The 22,185-nt window shown below is 43.9% G+C and carries 25 protein-coding genes; 15 read left to right on the top strand and 10 right to left on the bottom strand.

Going from position 1 to position 22,185, the window contains the following annotated elements; genetic code table 11:
• Nucleotides 1-7: 7 nt before the first annotated feature.
• Complete coding sequence (locus AC4EG4_RS07025; protein WP_142827912.1) at nt 8-442, bottom strand: DUF2621 domain-containing protein; 435 nt, start codon at nt 440-442, stop codon at nt 8-10.
• A gap of 119 nt (nt 443-561) precedes the next feature.
• Here AC4EG4_RS07025 and AC4EG4_RS07020 point away from each other — a divergent pair, with 119 nt between their 5' ends.
• From AC4EG4_RS07020 to AC4EG4_RS07005, 4 genes are all read left to right on the top strand, one after another.
• On the top strand, nt 562-780 hold the full coding sequence (locus tag AC4EG4_RS07020; protein ID WP_490978564.1) for a DUF1659 domain-containing protein: 219 nt from the start codon (nt 562-564) through the stop codon (nt 778-780).
• Nucleotides 781-802: 22 nt separating this feature from the next.
• Nucleotides 803-1,018, top strand: coding sequence for a DUF2922 domain-containing protein (locus tag AC4EG4_RS07015; protein WP_490978563.1), 216 nt, complete (start codon nt 803-805; stop codon nt 1,016-1,018).
• Nucleotides 1,019-1,072: 54 nt separating this feature from the next.
• Entirely contained in the window at nt 1,073-1,201 is a 129-nt protein-coding gene (locus AC4EG4_RS07010; RefSeq protein WP_142827916.1) for a YvrJ family protein, read from the top strand.
• 94 nt (nt 1,202-1,295) lie between these two features.
• A complete protein-coding gene (locus AC4EG4_RS07005; protein WP_490987386.1) occupies nt 1,296-1,859 on the top strand; it encodes an SCO family protein in 564 nt (187 codons plus the stop codon).
• A gap of 8 nt (nt 1,860-1,867) precedes the next feature.
• On the opposite strand, the gene mscL is transcribed toward AC4EG4_RS07005, so the two are convergent.
• Nucleotides 1,868-2,257, bottom strand: a complete 390-nt coding sequence (gene mscL, locus AC4EG4_RS07000) for a large conductance mechanosensitive channel protein MscL (protein ID WP_490978561.1) — start codon at nt 2,255-2,257, stop codon at nt 1,868-1,870.
• A gap of 158 nt (nt 2,258-2,415) precedes the next feature.
• Here mscL and AC4EG4_RS06995 point away from each other — a divergent pair, with 158 nt between their 5' ends.
• Nucleotides 2,416-3,051: a lytic transglycosylase domain-containing protein gene (locus AC4EG4_RS06995; RefSeq protein WP_490987385.1), complete on the top strand. Its 636-nt coding sequence runs from the start codon at nt 2,416-2,418 to the stop codon at nt 3,049-3,051.
• Nucleotides 3,052-3,093: 42 nt separating this feature from the next.
• On the opposite strand, the gene AC4EG4_RS06990 is transcribed toward AC4EG4_RS06995, so the two are convergent.
• The 3 genes from AC4EG4_RS06990 to AC4EG4_RS06980 all read right to left on the bottom strand — a co-directional run bounded on the left by AC4EG4_RS06990 (nt 3,094) and on the right by AC4EG4_RS06980 (nt 5,119).
• A complete protein-coding gene (locus tag AC4EG4_RS06990; RefSeq protein ID WP_490978559.1) occupies nt 3,094-3,354 on the bottom strand; it encodes a GlsB/YeaQ/YmgE family stress response membrane protein in 261 nt (86 codons plus the stop codon).
• Between the two features lie 89 nt (nt 3,355-3,443).
• Entirely contained in the window at nt 3,444-3,986 is a 543-nt protein-coding gene (locus AC4EG4_RS06985; protein ID WP_490987384.1) for a cysteine hydrolase family protein, read from the bottom strand.
• A 272-nt stretch (nt 3,987-4,258) separates the two neighbouring features.
• Nucleotides 4,259-5,119: a tyrosine-type recombinase/integrase gene (locus AC4EG4_RS06980; RefSeq protein ID WP_490978557.1), complete on the bottom strand. Its 861-nt coding sequence runs from the start codon at nt 5,117-5,119 to the stop codon at nt 4,259-4,261.
• A 219-nt stretch (nt 5,120-5,338) separates the two neighbouring features.
• Here AC4EG4_RS06980 and AC4EG4_RS06975 point away from each other — a divergent pair, with 219 nt between their 5' ends.
• From AC4EG4_RS06975 to AC4EG4_RS06960, 4 genes are all read left to right on the top strand, one after another.
• A complete protein-coding gene (locus AC4EG4_RS06975) occupies nt 5,339-5,830 on the top strand; it encodes a DinB family protein (protein WP_490978556.1) in 492 nt (163 codons plus the stop codon).
• A gap of 141 nt (nt 5,831-5,971) precedes the next feature.
• The gene (acnA, locus tag AC4EG4_RS06970) at nt 5,972-8,686 is read left to right on the top strand and encodes an aconitate hydratase AcnA (protein WP_490987383.1); all 2,715 of its coding nucleotides are present in this window, start codon (nt 5,972-5,974) and stop codon (nt 8,684-8,686) included.
• A gap of 290 nt (nt 8,687-8,976) precedes the next feature.
• Nucleotides 8,977-9,417, top strand: coding sequence for an acyl-CoA thioesterase (locus tag AC4EG4_RS06965; protein WP_490978554.1), 441 nt, complete (start codon nt 8,977-8,979; stop codon nt 9,415-9,417).
• Nucleotides 9,401-9,709 (top strand): hypothetical protein, encoded by a 309-nt coding sequence (locus AC4EG4_RS06960; RefSeq protein ID WP_490978553.1) that lies wholly within the window; start codon nt 9,401-9,403, stop codon nt 9,707-9,709. Before AC4EG4_RS06965 ends, AC4EG4_RS06960 begins: the two co-directional genes overlap by 17 nt.
• Before the next feature lie 15 nt (nt 9,710-9,724).
• On the opposite strand, the gene AC4EG4_RS06955 is transcribed toward AC4EG4_RS06960, so the two are convergent.
• Nucleotides 9,725-10,015, bottom strand: coding sequence for a HesB/YadR/YfhF family protein (locus tag AC4EG4_RS06955; protein ID WP_490978552.1), 291 nt, complete (start codon nt 10,013-10,015; stop codon nt 9,725-9,727).
• A gap of 22 nt (nt 10,016-10,037) precedes the next feature.
• Nucleotides 10,038-10,628: a glycerol-3-phosphate 1-O-acyltransferase PlsY gene (gene plsY / locus AC4EG4_RS06950; protein ID WP_490978551.1), complete on the bottom strand. Its 591-nt coding sequence runs from the start codon at nt 10,626-10,628 to the stop codon at nt 10,038-10,040.
• A 131-nt stretch (nt 10,629-10,759) separates the two neighbouring features.
• Here plsY and AC4EG4_RS06945 point away from each other — a divergent pair, with 131 nt between their 5' ends.
• From AC4EG4_RS06945 to AC4EG4_RS06925, 5 genes are all read left to right on the top strand, one after another.
• Nucleotides 10,760-11,173, top strand: a complete 414-nt coding sequence (locus tag AC4EG4_RS06945) for a CoA-binding protein (protein ID WP_490978953.1) — start codon at nt 10,760-10,762, stop codon at nt 11,171-11,173.
• 118 nt (nt 11,174-11,291) lie between these two features.
• On the top strand, nt 11,292-13,262 hold the full coding sequence (gene parE, locus AC4EG4_RS06940) for a DNA topoisomerase IV subunit B (RefSeq protein WP_490978550.1): 1,971 nt from the start codon (nt 11,292-11,294) through the stop codon (nt 13,260-13,262).
• Entirely contained in the window at nt 13,259-15,685 is a 2,427-nt protein-coding gene (parC, locus tag AC4EG4_RS06935; protein ID WP_490987382.1) for a DNA topoisomerase IV subunit A, read from the top strand. Before parE ends, parC begins: the two co-directional genes overlap by 4 nt.
• A 277-nt stretch (nt 15,686-15,962) precedes the next feature.
• Entirely contained in the window at nt 15,963-17,255 is a 1,293-nt protein-coding gene (gene ilvA / locus AC4EG4_RS06930; protein ID WP_490987381.1) for a threonine ammonia-lyase IlvA, read from the top strand.
• A 148-nt stretch (nt 17,256-17,403) separates the two neighbouring features.
• Nucleotides 17,404-17,967 carry a DNA-3-methyladenine glycosylase I gene (locus AC4EG4_RS06925; RefSeq protein WP_490987380.1) on the top strand — a complete coding sequence of 188 codons (564 nt, stop codon included), beginning with the start codon at nt 17,404-17,406 and terminating at the stop codon, nt 17,965-17,967.
• Between the two features lie 120 nt (nt 17,968-18,087).
• On the opposite strand, the gene AC4EG4_RS06920 is transcribed toward AC4EG4_RS06925, so the two are convergent.
• On the bottom strand, nt 18,088-18,516 hold the full coding sequence (locus AC4EG4_RS06920; RefSeq protein WP_490987379.1) for a hypothetical protein: 429 nt from the start codon (nt 18,514-18,516) through the stop codon (nt 18,088-18,090).
• Nucleotides 18,517-18,828: 312 nt separating this feature from the next.
• On the opposite strand from AC4EG4_RS06920, the gene AC4EG4_RS06915 reads away from it, so the two are divergent.
• Nucleotides 18,829-20,784, top strand: a complete 1,956-nt coding sequence (locus tag AC4EG4_RS06915) for a fructose-1,6-bisphosphatase (RefSeq protein WP_490987378.1) — start codon at nt 18,829-18,831, stop codon at nt 20,782-20,784.
• A 148-nt stretch (nt 20,785-20,932) separates the two neighbouring features.
• Here the strand turns inward: AC4EG4_RS06915 and AC4EG4_RS06910 are convergent, their stop codons facing one another.
• Nucleotides 20,933-21,364 carry a 2'-5' RNA ligase family protein gene (locus AC4EG4_RS06910; protein WP_490987377.1) on the bottom strand — a complete coding sequence of 144 codons (432 nt, stop codon included), beginning with the start codon at nt 21,362-21,364 and terminating at the stop codon, nt 20,933-20,935.
• Nucleotides 21,365-21,681: 317 nt separating this feature from the next.
• The gene (locus AC4EG4_RS06905; RefSeq protein WP_490987376.1) at nt 21,682-22,173 is read right to left on the bottom strand and encodes a DMT family transporter; all 492 of its coding nucleotides are present in this window, start codon (nt 22,171-22,173) and stop codon (nt 21,682-21,684) included.
• Nucleotides 22,174-22,185: the final 12 nt, after the last annotated feature.

Genomic DNA, 22,185 nt, shown 5'->3' with positions numbered 1-22,185 from the left:
GCGCTTTTTACTGTTCAAAATACTGTTCGTACGGGCGGACATCGATTTCCATTTCCGCCAATTTCTTTCTCAAAAATTTATGATCGCGTTTTGGCGTTGCTAAAATATACCCTCGAATGATGTGTTCCAGTTTCATCTTTTTGACTTTTTCTTCAAGCATAACCTGGCCAATTCTTCCGGCAATTTTCTGTTTCGCTACCGGACGGAATAAGTCAGGAACCGGCTGCACCAACTCGTTTAACATGGCTTTTTCTTCATCGCCCCATAAATGGATGGTTTTGTCGACATAATATTCTTCCCAGTTTAAATCTGAAAGGCCATCTTCTTTCGGCATAGACTTCAGGAACTTTCTGAACATGAAATATCCCCCAATGGCGAAAAGCCCCACCAGCACGACTACCCAAAATAGGATAAACCATAAAAACCAGCCACTCAGTTCCATATTGTTTCACCTCGTTTTTCCATTACTTCTATTATAGAAGGGTTTGAAAAGAAATTCATTAAAAATGTATCTCTTTTTTCCATCTGTGTCTATATAGCGAATGAAAGGAGGTGAGAAACATGGCCTTTAGTGATTTTAAGAATGCCAGCATTCGGTGCACATACGACAATGGCTTGGATGCCAGCGGCAAAGTAAAGAGAAAAGTTAAATCGTACCAAAACGTCAAAGAAACTGCAGCAGCAGATGAAATCTTCGAAACCGCTGCTATTTTGACGAATCTCGGAACCAAAACATTGATGGATGTTGAAAAACAATCTGCAATGACGATTTACCAATAATTCATTTAAGGAGGAATAACGAATGGCGAAAACATTGGAGCTCATATTCACGACAATCGCAGGGAAAGACGTCACATTAAGCGTGGACGAACCGCGTGACAATGTCACAGAGGCGGAATTGCTGGCAGGAATGCAGTCTATTATTGCGCAGAACGTTTTCGAAGTAGAAGGTTCACCACTTGGTACGGCGAAAGGTGCACGAATTGTCGAGCGAAATATTGTGGAGTACGAAGTATAAGCAAGAAGCTCTCCTGATTCGGGAGAGCTTTTTCTTTAGAAAGAGGTGAAAACAATGGCAGAGTGGATGCAATGGATTCAGGAACTGGGTTTCCCCATTTTTGTGTCTTTTTATTTGATGCATCGTGTGGAAACAAAGTTGGTCGCTATTCATGACGCATTGCTTACGTTAAAGCTGTCCTGACTTCACAAAATCGTGACAATGGCGGTTTATCATGTATTGTGCAGTTTCTTCACTTTCGCTATGATAAGAAGGATGAAAGAGTGGAGGCAATCTCATGCGATTTTTTTATTTATCCGTGCTGCTAAGTCTTGTCCTGTTTTTAGGAGCATGCGGCAGTTCTTCAATAGAAGATTTTTCTTATACCGATCACCGGGGAGAGCCGGTATCTTTAGAAGATTTAAAAGGAACGCCATGGCTCGCAACTTTTGTTTTTACAAATTGCGAAACGGTTTGTCCGCCGATGACATTCAATTTAAGCGGAATCCAGGAAGAGCTCGAAGCTGAGGGCTTAGAAGATTACAAGATTGTGGCCTTCAGTGTGGATCCAACGATCGATACGCCGGAAACCATGCAGGAATATTTAGCGCAATATTCGGTTCCGGATGAATCCAAATGGCATTTGCTTACGGGCTATACGCAGCCGGAGATATCGGAATTTGCGAAAGACAATTTTAATTCTTTTGTACGGGACGATCCGGAGAGTGACCAGGTCATTCATGGAACCGCCTTTTACTTAGTGGATCAAGACGGAGTAGTTGTGAATAATTACGACGGTTTTGAAAATGTGCCGGTTGAAGATATAAAAAACGATTTGCGCGAATTAATTGAAGAAATGTAAAAAACCGGTCATAGACCGGTTTTTTCTTTGCCTAAAAGATCTCTGATTTCGATAAGGATTTCCTGAGTTTTATCCAAAACTTCTGGTTCTTCTTCGGCAGGCACGTCTTTTTTTCGTTTTATATTGGTGAAAATGCGGATAACTAGGAAGATCGAGAAAGCAATGATGAAAAAGTCGATAATCGACTGTATAAATAGTCCGTAATTCAACACCACATTATTGAACGTATAGCTCCAATTTGCGACACTGATTCCTCCGACCAATACTCCGATTAAAGGCATAATAATGTCCTGAACTAACGAAGTTACTATTTTTCCAAAAGCTGTTCCAATCACAACCGCCACCGCAAGGTCAATGACGTTTCCTTTTAAAGCAAATTTTTTAAAATCTTCCCACATATGTTTCACCTCCTGCATTTAAAGCTTAATTTTATCAGAAGCCTCCTGAATAATACAGGTGACTGCAAAATTTTAGCAAAGCGACCGATCTGCGGCGAACCGGCAACGACGAAGAAGATATGCTACACTGAAACAAATGACAATTTAGGTGTGAAAAAATGAAAAAGAAGATACCCAAAAAATACAAGCGCCAATTAGGCTGTCTCGTACTGTTGGTGCCAGCGGCGATTGTCGCTGCAACACTCGGTGCGATTGTTTACATGTTGTTTAATTCGGCAGTGGTTGTAGATACGCTCAAGGAAGCCCCGAGCCGCATCATTGAAATGGATGTGCCGGAAGAAAACATTCCTCTTTATCAAGAAGCAGCAGATGCTTACAGCATTCCGTGGACCTTGCTGGCAGCACACCACCGGATTGAAACCAGGTTTTCCACAATGGATCCGTTGTTGTCGCCAGTCGGGGCAGAAGGGCACCTTCAGTTTATGCCCTGTACCTTTGTCGGTTGGAGCCATCCCACATGTTCAGGAAAAGGGCAAGGCAAAATTAGCGAAGAAGACAAAACCAATCTTGACGTGATTGCTTACTACGGGGGCTATGGAGTGGATGGAAATGGGGACGGCATTGCGGATCCTTATAATCTCACAGATTCCTTGTACAGCGCAGCCAATTACTTGTCGCAGAATGGCGCAGCAGAAGGCGATTTAGAAAACGCCATTTTCCAATACAACCATAGCGAAGAATATGTCGCGGATGTGCTTCATTACTACAATATGTACGAAGAAGAATACAATTAAACGCAAAAAAAGAGAGTGGACAATTGTCCACTCTTCTTTTAATTAAGATCTGCTTTTTTTGCGCATAGATCCCATGATTAAGCTAAGTACGAATACGAAGATTAAGGCACCAATTAATGCTGGGATAATAGCTACGTCCCAAATAACTGGACCTAGATCTCCAAGAATTAATCCACCTAACCAAGCACCAACAATACCTGCGATGATGTTACCGATAATGCCGCCCGGTACGTCTTTACCTAAAATCATTCCAGCGATCCATCCGATGATACCGCCCATGATAAGGAATAAAATAAATCCCATTTTTTCCAGCTCCTTTAGAATAATGTATAATTGCTACACTCTAGGTATAACCGGATTCAGGACATTTGAAACATAAAAAGTAAAAAAGATTATAAAACTTGTGCGCCCAAGGTTGTAGAAAAGTGGCGCAAAGCCCATTCGTGCCCGGCTGGATCGAAGCTGGCGACACCATTTTCATGAACAAAAATTTTATATCCTTTGTTGTAAGCATCCACTGCTGTGTGCAATACACATATGTCTGTACAGACCCCAACCAGATGAATTTCTTCTATATTGCGCTCTTGCAGCAGCAACTCCAGATTGGTGCCGGCAAATGCGCTGTATCTTGTTTTGTCCATCCAGATGATGCGGTCTGCATTGGCTTTATAGACGTCTGCCAAGCGGCCATATAATTCTCGCCCAGCAGTTCCTTCTATATTGTGCGGAGGAAAGAGTTTGGCTTCCGGATGGAATGCATTGGTTTTGTCATGCAAATCAACCGGCATAATGACAAGTTCTTTTTCTGTCAAGAAATCCTCCGTCAGCTGGCATATTGTTTCTTCAATAGCCTGTCCGGGCTTTCCACAGGTTAAAGCACCCTCGTCTGCTACAAAATCCACCGTATAATCGACAACCAATAATGCCTTTTTCATCTTATCCTCTCCAATCTTTTTCATTAATTATAAACCAAAAGCCATCAAAAGAAACAAAGCTTGCCACAAACTTTAGTTTTCAGTATAATCAGACTACAAAGAGGGAAGGGGTGGTCCTGATGCAATACGAAAATGTTGAAAAGCTAAATCGGCAGGCAACAATCTTTGTTGTTGTGCATACTTTGCTTATTTTAAATTTTGCTTTGGATTTCGGTTTCTTCCTATGATCGTATACAAAAATAACCTATCCCAACATCGTGGGATAGGTTATTTTAATGTGTGCCCCGTTTTAAGCGGACCAAGGAATCCTTGAGAATTCGGGATGCAGAGTCAAGTGAAACACCTAATATTTCCTGAATCTCCTCCAGGTTTTTATGTTCTACTGAATAAAGATAATACACATAAGCAAAACGAATATCGCCCGAGCGCATCGGCATGCCGACAAAAGAGGAAAGTGCCTCTGTATAGTCGGATAACGAACCCATCTGAAACATCGTATATTCATTTTTTACTTTAGATGACAAGAGATAAGGCGTTCCACGGAAAACCGCACGTTCGATCCCATCGAGCATAACGGAAATCTCTTTGTCGGTGAATTCGAGAATACACTGGTAGCCATCCTTTTTTTCAACGGCCAACCTCAATTTTCCGCTGCGGTCATCAAAATTGTCAATATCGATTGTTACCATATCGCGGAGGCGAAGTCCGCGCAAGTAAAGAATATAAAGAATCTTGGCATTCAAGGATAACTGATCTGCTTCAAGTACGGCATCCTTTTTCTTTAGCAAATCCTCGTAGTCCAAGTAGATATCGGATGGCGTCAAATCCAGTTTTCTGCTGAATTTAAATTTGGGCATGAAATCATTTGGAATGCGCCCGATCTGCCACATATAATCGAACCATCTTCTAATATAAATCAGCTTACGGTTTAAGGTGCTGTCTTTGATGCCGGACTCATGCTGATCCATCAAAAACTGTTGAATGTCAGAGGGGCGAATATCATGCGGTTCGACCGGTTTTTTATACGTATGCCTAAGAAAAGCGAAAAGCGAGCGGATTAATTGGACTTCATGGACGACCGTATTGGGACTAATGCCGTTGTCCAGCCGAAATTTCTCGTAACCATAAGGCATTCTGCGTCACCTCTTCTTCAGGGATTTCCTTAATTATACCATTCATTCATGCAAATAGAACGTGTTTTCCCTTATGCAGCGCGGCTTCAGCTTGACTGCTGATTTTTTGGTAATAGGCAATATCTATAAAAACAGAGCTGTTCAAATGTATATAATTCATTCAGATTAGGGTATGTTAATAAAGATAGGCAAACAGATGAAACGAAGGTGGAACCCATTATGTTTAAAGAAGACAATGCAAAAATCAGAAACCAGGTTCTTCAGGCAGTGGAGGGGATGACTGATGAAAAACTAAACCAAAAACCATCACCAGAAGAATGGTCACCTATGCAGATTTTAGATCACATGCAACTTATGGAAAACACAGTTGCAAAAGGCGTATCCTACGAGTTAACAAAAGAAACAAGCGAAAAAGCCATGAAAAAGCCAATCGCATTGACTGTCAGCCGTTCGTTCAAAGTAAAAGCGCCAAAGCATGTCAAACCGACCGAAGAATTTGTCACGCTCGAGGAAATGAAAAAACGGTTAAATGCATCGCATAATTTCCTGTATGAAGTATATGCACAGGCAAACTCAGAGCGGCTTCACGAGAAATCAATGGCTCATCCGGTGTTTGGCAAATTGCCGCTGGTCCAGTGGTTTCCATTTGTTGGCCTTCATGAAAAACGGCATTTCAAGCAATTGGAAGAAACCTTAAGCAAACTCGATTGATTTAAAAGAAAGTCATTCGAAAAACTTATCACATTATATAATTTTAATGTAATTTACTTATGCTCATGCTTTCGGTATGATGGAAGAGGAGAAAAGCGCTGTCACGAGCCTTTTCAGAAGATTCAAAGGAGGAACACACACATGGCAAAGAGCAGTTTGCACAACAGCCGCACTTCTTTTGAGCTAAATGGCAAAACGTATAACTATTATCGTTTGGCTGCATTAGAAGAAGCAGGGATCGCTAAAGTATCACGCCTTCCTTATTCAGTAAAAGTTCTATTAGAATCTGTATTGCGTCAGCACGACGGATACGTTATCAAAGACGAGCACGTTGAAGAATTAGCAAAATGGGGCAAAGATGCCAACAAAGAAGCAGAAGTTCCATTCAAGCCTTCACGCGTTATTCTTCAGGATTTCACGGGTGTACCCGTAGTCGTTGATTTGGCTGCACTTCGTTCAGCAATGGCTGAAATGGGTGGAGACCCGAACAAAATCAACCCTGAAATTCCAGTGGATCTTGTAATTGACCACTCGGTTCAAGTTGATAACTACGGCACACAAGATGCACTTCGCATCAACATGGAGCTTGAGTTTGACCGCAATGCGGAGCGTTACCAGTTCCTTAGCTGGGCTCAAAAAGCTTATGACAACTACCGTGCAGTTCCACCAGCAACAGGTATTGTTCACCAAGTCAACCTTGAGTACTTAGCAAATGTTGTCCATGCAGTTGAAAATGCTGATGGCACATTTGAAACATTCCCTGATACATTGGTCGGAACAGATTCACATACGACAATGATCAACGGAATCGGCGTTCTTGGATGGGGTGTTGGCGGCATTGAAGCGGAAGCTGGCATGCTTGGACAGCCTTCTTACTTCCCAATTCCGGAAGTTATCGGCGTGAAAATGACTGGCGAACTTCCAAACGGCGCGACTGCGACTGATTTGGCGTTAAAAGTCACTCAAACTTTGCGTAAAAAAGGCGTAGTTGGCAAATTCGTTGAGTTCTTCGGACCTGGCGTTACCACATTGCCGCTTGCTGACCGTGCAACAATTGCCAACATGGCTCCAGAATACGGCGCAACTTGCGGATTCTTCCCAGTTGATGAAGAAGCGCTTGATTATATGCGTTTAACTGCACGTGATGCAGAACAAATCGCTGTAACGAAAAAGTATTTGCAGGAAAACGACATGTTCTTCAAAGTTGAAAACGAAGATCCAATCTACACAGACCTTGTCGAAATCGATCTTTCTGAGATTGAGCCAAACCTTGCTGGACCAAAACGTCCACAGGATTTGATTCCGTTGTCTCAAATGAAGCCTGAGTTCAACAAAGCTGTAACAGGCGAAGAAGGACCACACGGCTTTGCACTTGATGCAGCTGAAATTGCTAAAACAGCAACAGTCAACTTCAAAAACGGCAAAACGGCCGAAATGAAAACTGGTGCACTGGCAATTGCAGCCATCACATCTTGTACAAACACTTCTAACCCATACGTAATGCTTGGTGCTGGACTAGTAGCGAAAAAAGCAGTTGAAAAAGGATTGACTCCTCCTGCTTACGTGAAAACTTCATTGGCTCCAGGTTCGAAAGTTGTTACAGGCTACTTGAACGATTCAGGCTTGTTAGACTATATGAACCAAATTGGCTTTAACTTGGTCGGCTACGGCTGTACTACATGTATCGGTAACTCAGGTCCATTGCTTCCTGAAATCGAAGAAGCGATTTTGGACAATGATTTGCTGGTTTCATCTGTATTGTCAGGTAACCGTAACTTTGAGGGACGCATCCATCCGCTTGTAAAAGCGAACTACTTGGCTTCTCCAATGCTGGTTGTTGCTTATGCACTTGCTGGAACAGTGGACATCGACTTCGCAGTTGAACCAATCGGTACAGACAAAGAAGGCAAAGACGTATTCTTTAAAGACATCTGGCCTTCAACTGAAGAAATCAAAAAAGTAGTTAAAGACACGGTTACTCCAGAATTGTTCCGTAAAGAGTACGAGCATGTATTCAACGAGAACGAAGCTTGGAATGCAATCGAAACTAACGACGATTCATTGTATGAGTTTGATGCGTCATCAACTTATATTCAAAACCCGCCGTTCTTTGAAGGTCTTTCAAAAGAACCGGCTCCAATCCAGCCATTAGCTGGCCTTCGTGTCGTTGCAAAATTTGCAGATTCGATCACGACTGACCACATTTCACCAGCTGGTGCGATCGGCAAAGATACACCAGCAGGCTTGTACCTTCGTGCAAACGGCGTCGAGCCGCGTAATTTCAACTCTTACGGATCTCGTCGTGGTAACCACGAAGTCATGATGCGCGGAACATTCGCCAACATTCGTATCCGTAACCAAGTAGCTCCAGGAACAACTGGCGGTTACACCACTTACTGGCCAACGGGCGAAACAATGGCAATTTACGATGCAGCCATGAAATATCAGGAACAGGGCACAGGACTTGTGGTCTTAACTGGTAAAGATTACGGCATGGGCTCTTCACGCGACTGGGCGGCTAAAGGGACATTCCTTCTTGGCATCAAAACAGTCATCGCTGAAAGCTATGAGCGTATTCACCGCTCAAACCTTGTGATGATGGGCGTTCTGCCATTGCAGTTCGTGAACGGCGAAAGTGCAGATTCACTTGGCTTGACTGGACACGAAACCATCAGCGTCAACTTGTCTGACGACGTGAAACCACGCGACGTCTTGACGGTTACAGCAACTGCTGAAGACGGTAAAGTGACTGAGTTTAAAGTATTGGCACGTTTCGATTCCGAAGTGGAAGTGGATTATTTCCGCCACGGAGGCATCCTGCAAATGGTGCTCCGCAACAAATTGCTGGAAGTATAAGAAAAGCGAAAGCGCCCAAAAGCAGAAGCTAACCTAAGAGCGCGACTTCCTGTCGCAACGGTTAGCTGACCCGCATCCTGCAGCCCCTCGACGGGTATAAGACACACTGGCGAAGTGGCGTTTCTTCAGCCACACAGTCAGGGTGGCTTATGACCCTAGAATCTGGGCGCTGGAGTCTGGACAATAAGTTTTAGCTGAAAGTTAAAAAGGCTGCCGGGAAATTTCCCGGCAGCCTTTTCTACTATATTAAGAAGAAATTTCTTGTATACTGGTAAAGAGGTGAAATGGACATGTACATCAGTGAAAAAGAAATTGAAATCCGTTACGCAGAAACCGATCAAATGGGTGTTGTTTATCATGCCAACTACATCATTTGGCTGGAAATCGGGCGCACCAAGCTGATTGAAGACTTAGGATTCACCTATGCGGGCATGGAAAAGGATGGTTACTTGTCACCTGTAACCGATATTTCCATTCAATATAAAGCCGTTCTTCGGTACGGGCAAAAAGCTTTTGTCCGGACTTGGGTGGAAGAGCATGGACGATTGCGGACCAAGTATGGCTATGAGGTTGTTCATGAAGACGGCACCATTGCCGCAACTGCGATTTCCGAACACGTTGTGGTCAAAAAAGATACATTCCGTCCGGTTTCCATCAAGAAAATTTACCCGGAATGGCATGACAAATACGAAGAAATCAAAAAGCAGGCACCCGATGGCGTTCGGAATTAAGCGAGACGAGCTGGAACGCTGGAAACAAGGAGTCACTGATGGCCAGATATCTTTTTTAACCCATTATTGGGTGGACGATCGATTTCCGGGATGCAGCACGGTCACAAAAGTGGGCTGCTGTGACCTCGACAAACTTGAAAGTTGGGGCAAGCAATACGGATTGCAACGCGAATGGATGGATTTGCGGGGGAATTATCCGCATTATGACTTGTTCGGTGATCGCCAGCAGTCGATTTTACAGCGTGAAGGACATTTAGAACAACTGAATAAATTACAAAATAAAAAAGCATGAATAGCTCATGCTTTTTTATTTTGCGTATGAATAATCAAGTTCGTGCAATTCATCGTTGACGCTGACTTGAAGATTATGCCCATCAAAATACCAGACGTCGCTTTGTTCAATAAAATAAGTGACTTGATCTTGTTGAACTTGGACAGCCATTTCATGCGGCTGATCTTTGGTTACGCCGAGTGAAAATCCCGGCTGAAGCTTGCTGGAGCCACCGTAGCGGACGAAAAAACGTACAGCTTCTCCGGGCGCCACTTCCATTTCTTTCTTAAACCAATTGAGTGCGTCGTCACTGATGGTGATCTTCATATCACACGTCCCTCCACTGGAATTACCAGTTGATTTTAGGCTCTGTTCCTGCGCGTATGCGTGCAATATTGGCACGGTGGCGGAAAATGATGAACAATGCCAAAATGTAGATGACAATCATAAACAGGTAGTCGCCGGTGAAAATTGCGTAAATGGTCGTATAAATGATCGCCACAATCGATAAGATGATTGATGATAACGATACCATTTTAGTGATCTTCAATGCAATCAACAGCACTATGACCGCCATGACAAATAATGGCCATTGGTAGCCGAGCAAGATGCCGCCAGAAGTGGCAACGGCTTTCCCGCCTTTGAATTTGGCAAAGACCGGATAAATGTGTCCGATCACTGCGATGACACCAAACACCAGTGGGTGGATATCTGTTGCCATGTAAAGTGGAATCAGTGTTGCAGCTGTTCCTTTAAGAATGTCTAGCAAAGTAACCGCAATCCCGGCTTTTTTGCCGAGCGTCCGAAAAGTATTGGTAGCACCAAGATTGCCACTGCCTTTTGTGCGGATATCGGTGTTGTAAAAAAGTTTCCCAACCCAAAGGGCAGACGGAATCGAGCCAAGCAGGTATGCGAGTAAAATGGGAAGCAGTATAGTCATCATGGACTCCTTTAAAACAAGCTTATTTTTGTAGTATCAGTTTACCATGACTGAAGTTCTTTAAACAATAGCTGCCGGATTATTCAACAGGCAGGACAAAATCGTGTATGATAGAATAAAAAGGACAGGTGATCCTCTTGAACAATCCAAGCCGCAAAGAAATTAAAAACATACTTGATCATGCAAAAACGATTGCTGTGATCGGCCTCAGCCCGAACCCAAGCCGCACTTCCTATATGGTATCCGAAGCGATGCAACGGGCCGGCTACCGCATCATTCCGGTCAATCCTCAGGCAGAAACTGTTTTGGGTGAAAAAAGTTATGGTTCTTTGAGCGACATTCCAGAAAAAGTGGATATCGTCAACGTCTTCAGACGCAGTGAGTTTTTAGAGGATATAGCCGATGAGTTCACAAAAATCGAATGTCCTGTATTTTGGACACAATTAAATGTAGTTGATGAAAACGTATTTAATCGGCTGACTGATGCTGGATATACAGTCATCATGGACCGTTGCATCAAAGTGGAACACGCCATCCTGAAATAAGGCATTATCGCTAAGGGCGCCCAGCGCTCTTTTTCTATGAAGTTTGACAGATGGCAAGGAAATAGAATACGATAAAGAGAGATTAATATGCGAACGAATGTTCGTTGGAGGGAATTAGATGGCTAAAATTCAAAATACGGCATACAACGAAGAAGCGATCCAAGTACTCGAAGGCTTAGATGCTGTCAGAAAACGGCCAGGGATGTATATCGGTTCAACGGATACACGCGGTCTTCATCATTTGGTGTATGAGATTGTCGACAACTCGGTCGATGAAGCGCTTGCAGGACACGGAGACAAAATCACGGTTACCATTCATGACGACAACAGCATCAGTGTCCGGGATTACGGACGCGGCATGCCTACAGGAATGCATCGCAGTGGAAAACCAACACCGGAAGTTATTTTAACGGTCTTGCATGCCGGCGGGAAATTCGGACAGGGCGGTTACAAAACAAGTGGAGGTCTTCACGGTGTCGGTGCGTCTGTTGTAAATGCACTGTCTAAATTTTTGGAAGTGACGATCTACCGCGATGGTAAGAAATACCGCCAACGCTTTGAAAATGGCGGCAAGCCGGTGACGACATTGGAAGAAATTGGTTCGACTAAAGAAACGGGCACCTTGCTGCACTTTTTGCCGGACGAATCCATTTTCTCCGTATCGAAATACAATTACGAAACCCTTTCAGAACGTCTGCGCGAATCGGCTTTTCTGTTGAAAGGACTGAAAATTGAGCTGTTTGACCAGCGTACGGAAACGAAAGATATTTTCCATTACGAAACGGGCATTGAAGCTTTTGTTGCTTACCTCAACGAGGAAAAAGATGTGCTGCACCCCGTTGCGTATATCGAAGGTCAGCAGGACGAAATGGAAATTGAGTTTTCATTCCAGTTTAACGACGGCTATTCTGAGACGATCCTGTCGTTTGTCAACAACGTCCGGACACGTGACGGCGGAACGCATGAAACTGGCGCTAAAGCTGCAATGACACGAGTGTTCAATGACTATGCGAGAAAAATCAACTTGCTGAAAGACAAAGACAAAAACCTGGAAGGCTCCGACATCCGTGAAGGGTTAGCGGCCATTGTGTCTGTCCGCATCCCGGAAGCGCTGCTGCAGTTTGAAGGGCAAACCAAAAGCAAATTAGGAACGAGTGAAGCACGAAGCATCGTGGACTCGGTCGTTTCCCAGAAATTAATGTACTTCCTGGAAGAAAATGCAGATCTCAGCGCGTCTCTTGTACGAAAAGCCATTCGGGCATCACAGGCTCGATTGGCGGCTCGAAAAGCCCGGGAAGATGCGCGAAATGGCAAAAAACGCAAAAAATCGGATGCGTTGCTGTCCGGCAAATTGACGCCTGCGCAATCACGCAACGCCTCGAAAAACGAATTGTATTTGGTAGAGGGAGATTCGGCCGGCGGTTCAGCAAAACAAGGACGCGACCGGACATTCCAGGCAATCCTGCCGCTGCGCGGGAAAGTCGTTAATACCGAAAAAGCGAAGCTTGAAGAAATCATGAAAAATGAAGAGATTTCCACTATCATCCATGCCATTGGCGGGGGTGTGTCATCTGATTTTTCGATTGACGACATCGCCTACAACAAAATCATCATCATGACGGATGCGGATACGGACGGTGCACACATTCAAGTGTTGCTATTGACGTTCTTTTTCCGTTACATGAAGCCTTTGATCGAGGCCGGTAAAGTGTTTATTGCGCTGCCGCCGCTGTACAAAGTATCTAAAGGTGTTGGCAAAAAAGAAGTGATCGATTATGCATGGACCGAAGCGGATTTGGATGAGTCCATCAAAAAAGTCGGCAAAGGCTACACCTTGCAACGCTACAAAGGGTTAGGTGAGATGAACGCTGACCAGTTATGGGAAACGACCATGAACCCGGAAACCCGTACGCTGATTCGTGTAACCATTGAAGACAGTGCGCGCGCAGAACGCGGCATCACGACCTTGATGGGCGATAAAGTGGAACCGAGACGCCGCTGGATAGAAAATAATGTCGATTTTGGACTGGAAGATGACAGCAACATTCTAGAAAATGATTTGATTCACGCTGAGGAGGAACTTGTATGACACAAACCGAAAAATATCAAGATTTGCCGCTGGAAGAAGTCATCGGCGATCGGTTTGGCCGTTACAGCAAATACATTATCCAAGACCGGGCGTTGCCGGATGCCCGTGATGGATTAAAGCCTGTTCAGCGCCGAATTTTATATGCGATGTACCACGAAGGAAATACCAACGATAAAGCATTCCGGAAGTCTGCCAAAACGGTTGGTAACGTTATTGGCAACTACCATCCGCACGGAGACAGTTCCGTTTATGAAGCGATGGTTCGTTTGAGCCAAGACTGGAAAATCCGCCACATGCTCGTTGAAATGCACGGCAATAACGGTTCGATGGACGGGGATTCGCCAGCTGCCATGCGTTACACGGAAGCCCGTTTGTCCGCTATTTCTTCCGAATTGCTGCGCGATATCGACAAGCGTACCGTGGATTTTATTCCAAACTTTGACGATTCAGATATGGAACCGACCGTTTTGCCTGCCCGATTCCCGAACCTGTTAGTCAACGGTTCAACAGGCATTTCTGCCGGTTACGCGACTGACATTCCGCCGCATGCGCTTCATGAAGTACTGGATGCAGTATTGATGCGCATGGACAATCCGCAAGTAACTGTTGCCGAACTGATGACCGTCATTAAAGGCCCAGATTTTCCAACAGGCGGCATTATCCAAGGGGTGGATGGAATCCGCAAAGCGTACGAAACCGGAAAAGGCAAGATCATTGTCCGTTCAAAAGCTCAAATTGAACCGTTAAAAGGCGGAAAAGAACAAATTGTCATCACGGAAATCCCGTTTGAAGTCAATAAAGCCAATATGATCAAGAAAATCGATGACCACCGATTTGACCGCAAGCTTGAGGGCATCTCTGAAGTACGGGATGAATCGGATCGAAGCGGATTGCGCATCGTCATCGAACTGAAAAAAGATGTACAGGCAATGGGAATTTTAAGCTATCTCTACAAAAATACCGATCTGCAAGTCAGCTACAACTTCAACATGGTGGCTATCTACAAGCGCCGCCCAACAATGATGACCTTGCAAACCATGCTGGATGCATACATTGAACATCAAAAAGAAGTCATCACCAAACGCTCGGAATTTGATCTTCAAAAAGCGAGCGACCGCATGCACATTGTGGAAGGTTTGATGAAGGCCTTGTCGATTTTGGACAAAGTAATCAAAACGATCCGCTCTTCAAAAGACAAACGCGATGCGAAGAACAATTTGATATCGTCGTTTGATTTCTCAGAAGCCCAATCGGAAGCGATTGTTTCGCTGCAACTTTACCGATTGACGAATACTGACATTACCGATTTGCAAAAAGAAGAAAGCGATTTGAAAAAACTGATCGCTGAATTGACGGGGATCTTGACCAGCCCGACCAAATTAAAAAATGTCATCAAAAAAGAACTGGCCAGCATCCGAAAGCAATTCGCGGAACCGCGCCGTTCGGTCATTGAAGACAAGATTGAAGAAATCACTATTACCCGCGAAATCATGATTCCAAGTGAAGAGGTAGTGGTGACGGTAACAAAAGAAGGCTATGTCAAGCGGACCAGTACACGTTCGTATGCGGCTTCAAACGGCAAGGATTTTGCGATGAAAGAATCGGATTACCTGTTGTTCGAAGACAACTTGAACACGCAGCACACCATTCTGATTTTCACCACTGCCGGAAACTTTGTATTCCAGCCGATCAACGAGCTGCCGGATATCAAATGGAAAGACTTAGGCCAGCATTTATCAAGCATCGTGCAATTAGATGCCAATGAATCGGTTCTTGCAGTCTTTCCATTCGAGAACTTTGAGGCAGATGCCAGTATTTTAACTGTTTCGAAACTGGGCCAAGTCAAACGGTCGGCTTTGAAAGATTACCAGATTCAGCGCTATTCACGCGCCATCAAAACCATGAACTTGAAATCAGATGACGCGATGATTTATGCCGCATTGGTGACGAAGGAAACCGAATTGTTTATCGGCACAAAACAAGCTTACGGCGTTCGTTTTCCGATGGATGAAGTGCCGCTTACCGGACTTCGTACCGGAGGCGTCAAAGGCGTCAACTTAAAAGACGGGGACGAAGCCGTTTCTGCGGTCATGATTGATCCGGAAGTAAAACAGGAACTCGTACTGATCACCCACCGCGGTGCAGCGAAAAAAATGAAGCTCCAAGAGTTTGAGAGCGGCAGCCGGGCCAAGCGAGGCGTTGTTATGCTCCGGGAGTTAAAATCAAATCCTCACCGTGTAGTCGCAGTGATTGGTGCAACGGGCAAAGAAGAAATTATTCTGGAAACCGATAAAGGTATCCGCATGCCGCTGGTAGCAAATTCGTTGAAGAATGTGGACCGCTATTCTAATGGTTCCTTCATTGCAGATGAAGCAAGTGATGGCAAAGTAACAGCAGCTTATCGATTCGATAAAAAGGAATAAATGCAAAATAACCCTGAACTCTCATTCAAGAGTTCAAGGTTATTTTTTATGAATAAATATATTTCCATTCAAATGAATATCACTTTCTTTTTATTCAACTGAAATTTAGTGAATAAAAATGACTGAATCTTAAAGTGTGGATAAAAGTCAACAGTTGCATGTTCATATAAAATAGAGGAAATAAAAAGTTTTCGAACAATTGTCGCAATTTTCTCTCCAATTCAGCGAGTTGATGTGTTAGAGTAGTGAGATAAATAAAAATAAGAGGGTGACATCTATGACGAAAACCACCACCATCACAGAGCTTGACAGGGAAGTGGCATTTTCAAAAGTATCCGTGGAAGAAATCATGGTGGCTAACCAAGCCCTAAAGGATGTCGTCATCAAGACGCCATTGCAAAAAAACGAACTGCTGTCGGCACGATATGGCTGCAATGTGTACTTAAAACGGGAAGATCAGCAGGTCGTCCGGTCGTTCAAGCTGCGCGGTGCCTATAATTTCATTCGCAGCTTGAATGCAGCTGAACGTGCTAAGGGGATCGTCTGTGCCAGCGCAGGAAACCATGCACAAGGTGTAGCCTACTCATGTTTTGCATTAGGAATTGAAGGAAAGATTTTCATGCCGCTGACAACACCTCGCCAAAAAGTGTCGCAAGTCAAACGGTTTGGTGGGGACAAGGTGTCCGTTGTGTTGACGGGGGACACCTTTGATGATTCGTTCACAACGGCTATGGACTATTGTACGGCAGAAGAAAAAGTCTTTGTTCACCCATTTAACGACAGCCGCATCATCGCAGGACAGGGAACAGTTGCGGTGGAAATTTTGAACGATATGCAGGAGCCGGTCGACTTTCTGTTTTGCGCTATCGGTGGAGGCGGATTGGCATCGGGCGTCGGCTCTTACTTAAAAGGCATTAGCCCTGCGACTAAACTAATCGGTGTGGAACCGGCGGGTGCTGCCGGCATGAAAACGTCGCTGGCTAATGGCAAAGTCACGCGTCTTGATACCATCGACACGTTTGTAGACGGTGCTGCAGTCAAGCAAGTGGGGGACCTCTCCATGGCCATTTGTTCCAAGGTACTGGATGACATTGCCCTGGTCCCAGAAGGCAAGGTCTGTACCACTATTTTGCAGCTGTATAACGAGAATGCCATTGTTGCGGAACCGGCAGGCGCATTGTCTGTTGCGGCTCTTGATTTTTATAAAGATGACATCGAAGGAAAAAATGTGGTTTGCGTGATCAGCGGTGGCAATAATGACATTGAACGGATGCAGGAAATTAAAGAAAAATCCTTGATCTATGAAGGACTCAAGCATTATTTTATCGTTACGTTTCCACAGCGTGCCGGTGCACTCCGCAAATTTATGGAGCAGGTGCTAAGTGAGACTGATGACATCACTCATTTTGAATACACAAAACGAACAAATCGCGAAGAAGGACCGGTGCTGGTCGGCATTGAATTAAAGTTCCGGGAAGACTATGAGCCGCTGATTGCACGGATGGCAGAAAACGGCTTTCCTTACAAAGAAATCAACAACGATTCCTTGTTGTTCAATTTATTGATTTGAGAATTTTCTATAGTCCTAATTCTATTCAAAATGGCGTTCGCTTTGTGCATAGGCACTGAGTGAACGCCCTTTTGATGTAGCTGCAATCGCTACTAAAAGGCTCATCTAGTGGTATAGTGAAGGCAATAACAAGAACGGGGTGAAACAAGTGGAGAAACGGTGTTTATGGGCACAAAGCAACCAGCTTATGCAAAACTATCACGACGAAGAATGGTGCAGGCCCAGCTGGGACGATCGGTACATTTTCGAATTGCTGACGCTTGAAGGCGCGCAAGCGGGTTTATCGTGGAACATTGTGTTATCGAAACGTGAAGCTTATTTAGAAGCTTTCCATCACTTTGATGTGGCGCAATGTGCCGAGCTTACAGATGCCGATTTGGCAGCCATCAAAGAAAATTACACAGTCATTAAACATGCCGCTAAAATTCAATCCGTCCGTACCAATGCTCAAGCGGTCCAACATGTTTTAGAAGAATGGGACAGTTTTGCTGCGTTTTTGTGGAGTTATACAGACGGCAAGCCAATTCACAACCAGTGGAAAACCGACGCAGAAATCCCGGCCCAGTCCCCGTTATCGGTTCAACTGAGCAAAGACTTGAAAAAGCGAGGATTTAAGTTTGTAGGACCTGTGACCACTTACTCATTTATGCAAGCCATTGGAATGGTCAATGACCACATCGAAAGCTGCGCTTATCGAACACCGAAAAAATGAACGATTTTTAAAGCGCGAAAATGGAGGACAGAGAAGCTGAGTTATTTCTTCGCTGTTCTTCTTTCTTCATCAGAGAGTTTTAATTCTGAATAAAATTAGTTCGAATATAAGCAATTCACCCTAATCATCCCGCCATTCGATCTCCAATTTATCAAGACTGCCGGTCAATACGGTATCCAGATTCATTAAACAAACATTGAAATCCTGGACATTCAGCAATTCAATACCGTTTCGGTACAGGCTGTAATGCCAAAGGTAGCTGAAGTCTTTGTCCGGATCTTGACGGTTAAATTCCATCATTAACGTTCGGACAAAATCGTCCAAACTGCCAAAGTAAATCAAGCTGTCTTGCATATTTGGCCAGCGCCCCACTTTTAAACCCGGCAAAGCTTCAACTACAGGTTTTCCGTTCTCTAACGGATTTTCTGGATTGTATTTTCCATTTGGTAGTACCACACTAAACTCGTCAGCCAATTCTAATGCGACGGCCAGAATTTCTTCCCAGCGCGGGAAAGAATCAATATTACAAATCATTGAATACTTAATCACGGCAACTACCTCTTTTTCTTTAAACGGGGGAAATGCTTCTGTCTTCGAAAGCTTTTTATCGTCTTGTTTTTTTGCACTAGAGCTTAGGGCGTTTCTGCTGTAAACTGAGAAATAAGAGAGACTTCTTTTTACGAATTGTTTCAGGCGACTTATATAACTAATGATACGATTCTTTCTATCCAAATAAAACTAGTTTATTAAACGCCTGAACCATGAGTTTGGCCAGCTGTTGATCCTTAATTACAATTTTTAGTATATCCGTTTCTGTTTTGGTTGAAAAAATAGAAACGAGACACAAAGGGGGATTATGCGATGTTAAACTTAAAATACTTGGATTTGTTAGCACAAAAATATGATAGCGAAGAAAAAGTCGCCACTGAAATCATCAACCTGGAAGCCATTTTGGATCTGCCCAAAGGAACGGAACATTTTGTGAGCGATTTGCACGGAGAATTTCAGGCGTTTCAACACGTATTACGAAACGGTTCCGGCAATGTCAAAGTAAAAATTAGAGACTTGTTTGAAAACGAATTGAGCGAAAAAGAGCTTAATGAGTTTGCCACATTGGTTTATTATCCGGAAGAAAAAATGCAATTGATCAAAAGCAATTTCACCACCAAAAAAGAATTGCACGACTGGTACATAGAAGTGATTGAGCGGATGCTGAAGCTGATTTCCTATGCAGCTTCCAAATACACGCGCTCAAAGCTGCGAAAAGCTTTGCCGAAGCAGTTTGTTTATATTATCGAAGAACTGTTGTACAAAACAGATGAGTTTAAAAACAAAAAAGAATATTACGCTAAAATGGTTGAGCAAATCATTGGATTGGGACAAGCGGATAAATTGATTATTGGCTTGGCGTACACCACCCAGCGTTTAACGGTGGACCACCTGCATGTTGTAGGAGACATTTACGACCGTGGACCGGATCCGCATAAAATTGTCGATACACTTATTGATTATCATTCGGTGGATATTCAATGGGGAAATCATGACGTTCTGTGGATCGGCGCATATGCGGGATCAAAAGTATGCCTGGCGAACATTCTGCGCATTTGTGCGCGCTACAACAACCTGGATATTATTGAGGATGTCTATGGCATTAATTTGCGGCCGCTGCTGAACCTGGCGGAGAAGTATTACGACGACAATCCTGCGTTTCACCCTAAGCGGATTTCAGATGAAAAACTGACAGAGCAGGAGCAGCTGCAAATCACCAAGATCCATCAAGCGATTTCAGTCATTCAGTTTAAATTGGAAAGTCCGATTATCAAGAGGCGCCCGTGCTTTGCAATGGAAGACCGCCTATTATTGGAGAAGGTCGACTATGAAAAAATGGAAGCCACCATCCATGGCAAAACCTATCCATTGGAAAATACGTGTTTTGCAACAATCAATCCGGACCAGCCCGATGAATTGCTGGAAGAAGAACAACTGGTCATGGACAAACTGTTGTTTTCGATTCAGCATTCAGAAAAAATGACGCGCCATATGAATTTCCTGATGAAAAAAGGGAGCCTTTACCTGAAGTACAATGGCAACCTGCTTATTCATGGCTGTATTCCACTTGATGAAGAAGGCAATATGGAAACAATGGAGATTGAAGGAAAGAGTTACGCTGGACGTGAGTTGTTGGATCTTTTTGAATATTATTTGCAGTATTCATTTGCACATCCAGAAGAAACCGACGATTTTGCGACCGATATGGTTTGGTATTTGTGGACTGGTGAGTACTCCTCACTTTTTGGGAAGCGTGAAATGACTACTTTTGAACGCTACTTTATAAAAGACAAAGAGACCCATAAAGAACGCAAAAACCCTTATTATTATTTACGTGAGGACGAAGAAATGTGCCGCAAAATGCTTGAAGAGTTTGAATTAAATCCAGATCTCGGCCGCATTATCAATGGGCACACACCGGTCAAAGAGCGGGACGGGGAAAACCCGATCAAAGCGAATGGCAAAATGCTGGTCATCGATGGCGGATTCTCAAAAGCTTATCAGTCAACCACAGGAATCGCCGGATATACATTGTTATACAATTCTTACGGCATGCAGCTGGTTGCCCATCAACTGTTCAATTCAAAAGAAGAGGTACTGCAAAATGGAACCGATGTATTGTCCATTAAGCGGCTGGTGGACGAAGAACTGGAACGCAAAAAAGTGCGGGAAACGAACATCGGTGAAGGACTGTTGCAAGAAATTTTCAATTTAAACAGCTTGAGAGAATATCGGTATACGAAGAGAGCTTCATTCAAAGTGAAATAGCAAAAGGAAGAGCCTCAGCGGCTGCGCTGGCTCTTCCTTTTTTTCAATGGGAATTAAGATTAATGTCTAAATACGGTTTATATGTGCCACCATCTGTTTCTTCATAGATTCTAATAAAAGTAACTCTAAAAACAGGGTACGATTGCAGCTATTCTTCCGCTAAACGTTTCATGGTCTTTAATTCTCCTTGTGTGATTCCATTAAAAGTCTTAGCTAAGGTTATATGTGGTGTGAAATCTTCCAACTCAAAATCCTTTTTTATGAATTCTTGAGTTGGAGAAATGGTTCTGACCAGCACGTTATGGAGTTCGACTAGTTCAGGAGATTGTGCACTTAAATATAAGATGTCTCTACCAAAGATATGGGGGTCACCAACAGTTAATTCAAATGAAGAAAAATTGGCACATATCTTTCTGACTCCATCAATCCATGTTTTGTCCTCAGTCAATCCACCTTGCGCTTTCAACGTCAAATGTGGTTCAACTGCCGCAGTCATTCCTTGAAAATTATATTTTTTCTGGAAGTTTGTGATTTTGGATTTTAATTCCTCCGGCGGCACAATGCCAATGAAGTACTGCAAGGAAATCCTCCTAACTAAACACTATATGTTGAGATGACGATTTTGACTTGCTGGTATTTCGCACATCAGCAATGTCTCCTGTAATTTGTTCCAACTCTTTTAGGAATCCAGCGGAAAACATCGGCTTGCTTTGAATTTTCTTTCTTAGCGCCGGCGCGTCCAAGGGTGAGGCGAAGCAAGGAGACAGGCGCACTTTCCCTGGCTTCTTGCGGGAGCCCTGCCCCGAGCGGCCAAAGCGGTGGGTAACAGTTGGTTTCTGTAGTTCAACTTATATAGAAGTTCTGAATTGTTCTACTTAGGAAGCATACTTTAAAAATTTACCCCTTCACCGATTCACGAACGTTTAGTGATTTTCTGTTCTGTTCAGGCTGTTCTAACTTAGGGCCAAGCTGGAACAGCAAAACGCCTCCGCTGATCAACAGCACACCGAGCAGAGACTGCCAAGTGAAAGGGACTTTGTCGAGGCCGAACCAGCCGAGGGTATCCCACATCAGGCCAAAGAAGATTTGGGATACCATGATGAGTGAAATGGCGCGGCTGGGTCCAAGTATCTGGACGCCTTGGGTCACACAGGCGACGACGCCAACACCGAGTATGCCGCTGAACCAAAACCAGGGCTCTGCCTGGAAGTTAAACAGGGAGCTGCCTTCAAACGCCAATCCTGCAGCCAGAGAAGCCAAAAAACCAAGCAGCAACACCAGCGCTGTAGTGGACCAAACACTAACCTGTTTTTTTACATTGGCATTGAATGTGTTTTGAAGGCAGACAAATGCGCCGCCAAGCAATGCCAGTAAGATGCCGATTGCCATATCCTGTTTGCT

Source organism: Planococcus sp. TJ-201, from assembly GCF_058268495.1.
Note: the sequence above shows the minus strand (reverse complement) of the source record. Positions and strands in the feature narration are given on the sequence as shown.

Excerpts from the sequence above, each read along its gene's own strand:
- AC4EG4_RS07015 (WP_490978563.1), top strand. The coding sequence starts at position 803 with ATGGCGAAAACATTGGAGCTCATATTCACGACAATCGCAGGGAAAGAC.
- AC4EG4_RS06905 (WP_490987376.1), bottom strand. The coding sequence starts at position 22,173 with ATGGCAATCGGCATCTTACTGGCATTGCTTGGCGGCGCATTTGTCTGC.
- AC4EG4_RS06960 (WP_490978553.1), top strand. The coding sequence starts at position 9,401 with ATGGCGTTCGGAATTAAGCGAGACGAGCTGGAACGCTGGAAACAAGGA.
- AC4EG4_RS07010 (WP_142827916.1), top strand. The coding sequence starts at position 1,073 with ATGGCAGAGTGGATGCAATGGATTCAGGAACTGGGTTTCCCCATTTTT.
- AC4EG4_RS06965 (WP_490978554.1), top strand. The coding sequence starts at position 8,977 with ATGTACATCAGTGAAAAAGAAATTGAAATCCGTTACGCAGAAACCGAT.
- AC4EG4_RS07020 (WP_490978564.1), top strand. The coding sequence starts at position 562 with ATGGCCTTTAGTGATTTTAAGAATGCCAGCATTCGGTGCACATACGAC.
- AC4EG4_RS07025 (WP_142827912.1), bottom strand. The coding sequence starts at position 442 with ATGGAACTGAGTGGCTGGTTTTTATGGTTTATCCTATTTTGGGTAGTC.
- parC (WP_490987382.1), top strand. The coding sequence starts at position 13,259 with ATGACACAAACCGAAAAATATCAAGATTTGCCGCTGGAAGAAGTCATC.
- AC4EG4_RS06990 (WP_490978559.1), bottom strand. The coding sequence starts at position 3,354 with ATGGGATTTATTTTATTCCTTATCATGGGCGGTATCATCGGATGGATC.
- AC4EG4_RS06975 (WP_490978556.1), top strand. The coding sequence starts at position 5,339 with ATGTTTAAAGAAGACAATGCAAAAATCAGAAACCAGGTTCTTCAGGCA.
- AC4EG4_RS06985 (WP_490987384.1), bottom strand. The coding sequence starts at position 3,986 with ATGAAAAAGGCATTATTGGTTGTCGATTATACGGTGGATTTTGTAGCA.
- plsY (WP_490978551.1), bottom strand. The coding sequence starts at position 10,628 with ATGACTATACTGCTTCCCATTTTACTCGCATACCTGCTTGGCTCGATT.
- AC4EG4_RS06980 (WP_490978557.1), bottom strand. The coding sequence starts at position 5,119 with ATGCCTTATGGTTACGAGAAATTTCGGCTGGACAACGGCATTAGTCCC.
- AC4EG4_RS07005 (WP_490987386.1), top strand. The coding sequence starts at position 1,296 with ATGCGATTTTTTTATTTATCCGTGCTGCTAAGTCTTGTCCTGTTTTTA.
- parE (WP_490978550.1), top strand. The coding sequence starts at position 11,292 with ATGGCTAAAATTCAAAATACGGCATACAACGAAGAAGCGATCCAAGTA.
- ilvA (WP_490987381.1), top strand. The coding sequence starts at position 15,963 with ATGACGAAAACCACCACCATCACAGAGCTTGACAGGGAAGTGGCATTT.
- mscL (WP_490978561.1), bottom strand. The coding sequence starts at position 2,257 with ATGTGGGAAGATTTTAAAAAATTTGCTTTAAAAGGAAACGTCATTGAC.
- AC4EG4_RS06915 (WP_490987378.1), top strand. The coding sequence starts at position 18,829 with ATGTTAAACTTAAAATACTTGGATTTGTTAGCACAAAAATATGATAGC.
- acnA (WP_490987383.1), top strand. The coding sequence starts at position 5,972 with ATGGCAAAGAGCAGTTTGCACAACAGCCGCACTTCTTTTGAGCTAAAT.
- AC4EG4_RS06995 (WP_490987385.1), top strand. The coding sequence starts at position 2,416 with ATGAAAAAGAAGATACCCAAAAAATACAAGCGCCAATTAGGCTGTCTC.
- AC4EG4_RS06955 (WP_490978552.1), bottom strand. The coding sequence starts at position 10,015 with ATGAAGATCACCATCAGTGACGACGCACTCAATTGGTTTAAGAAAGAA.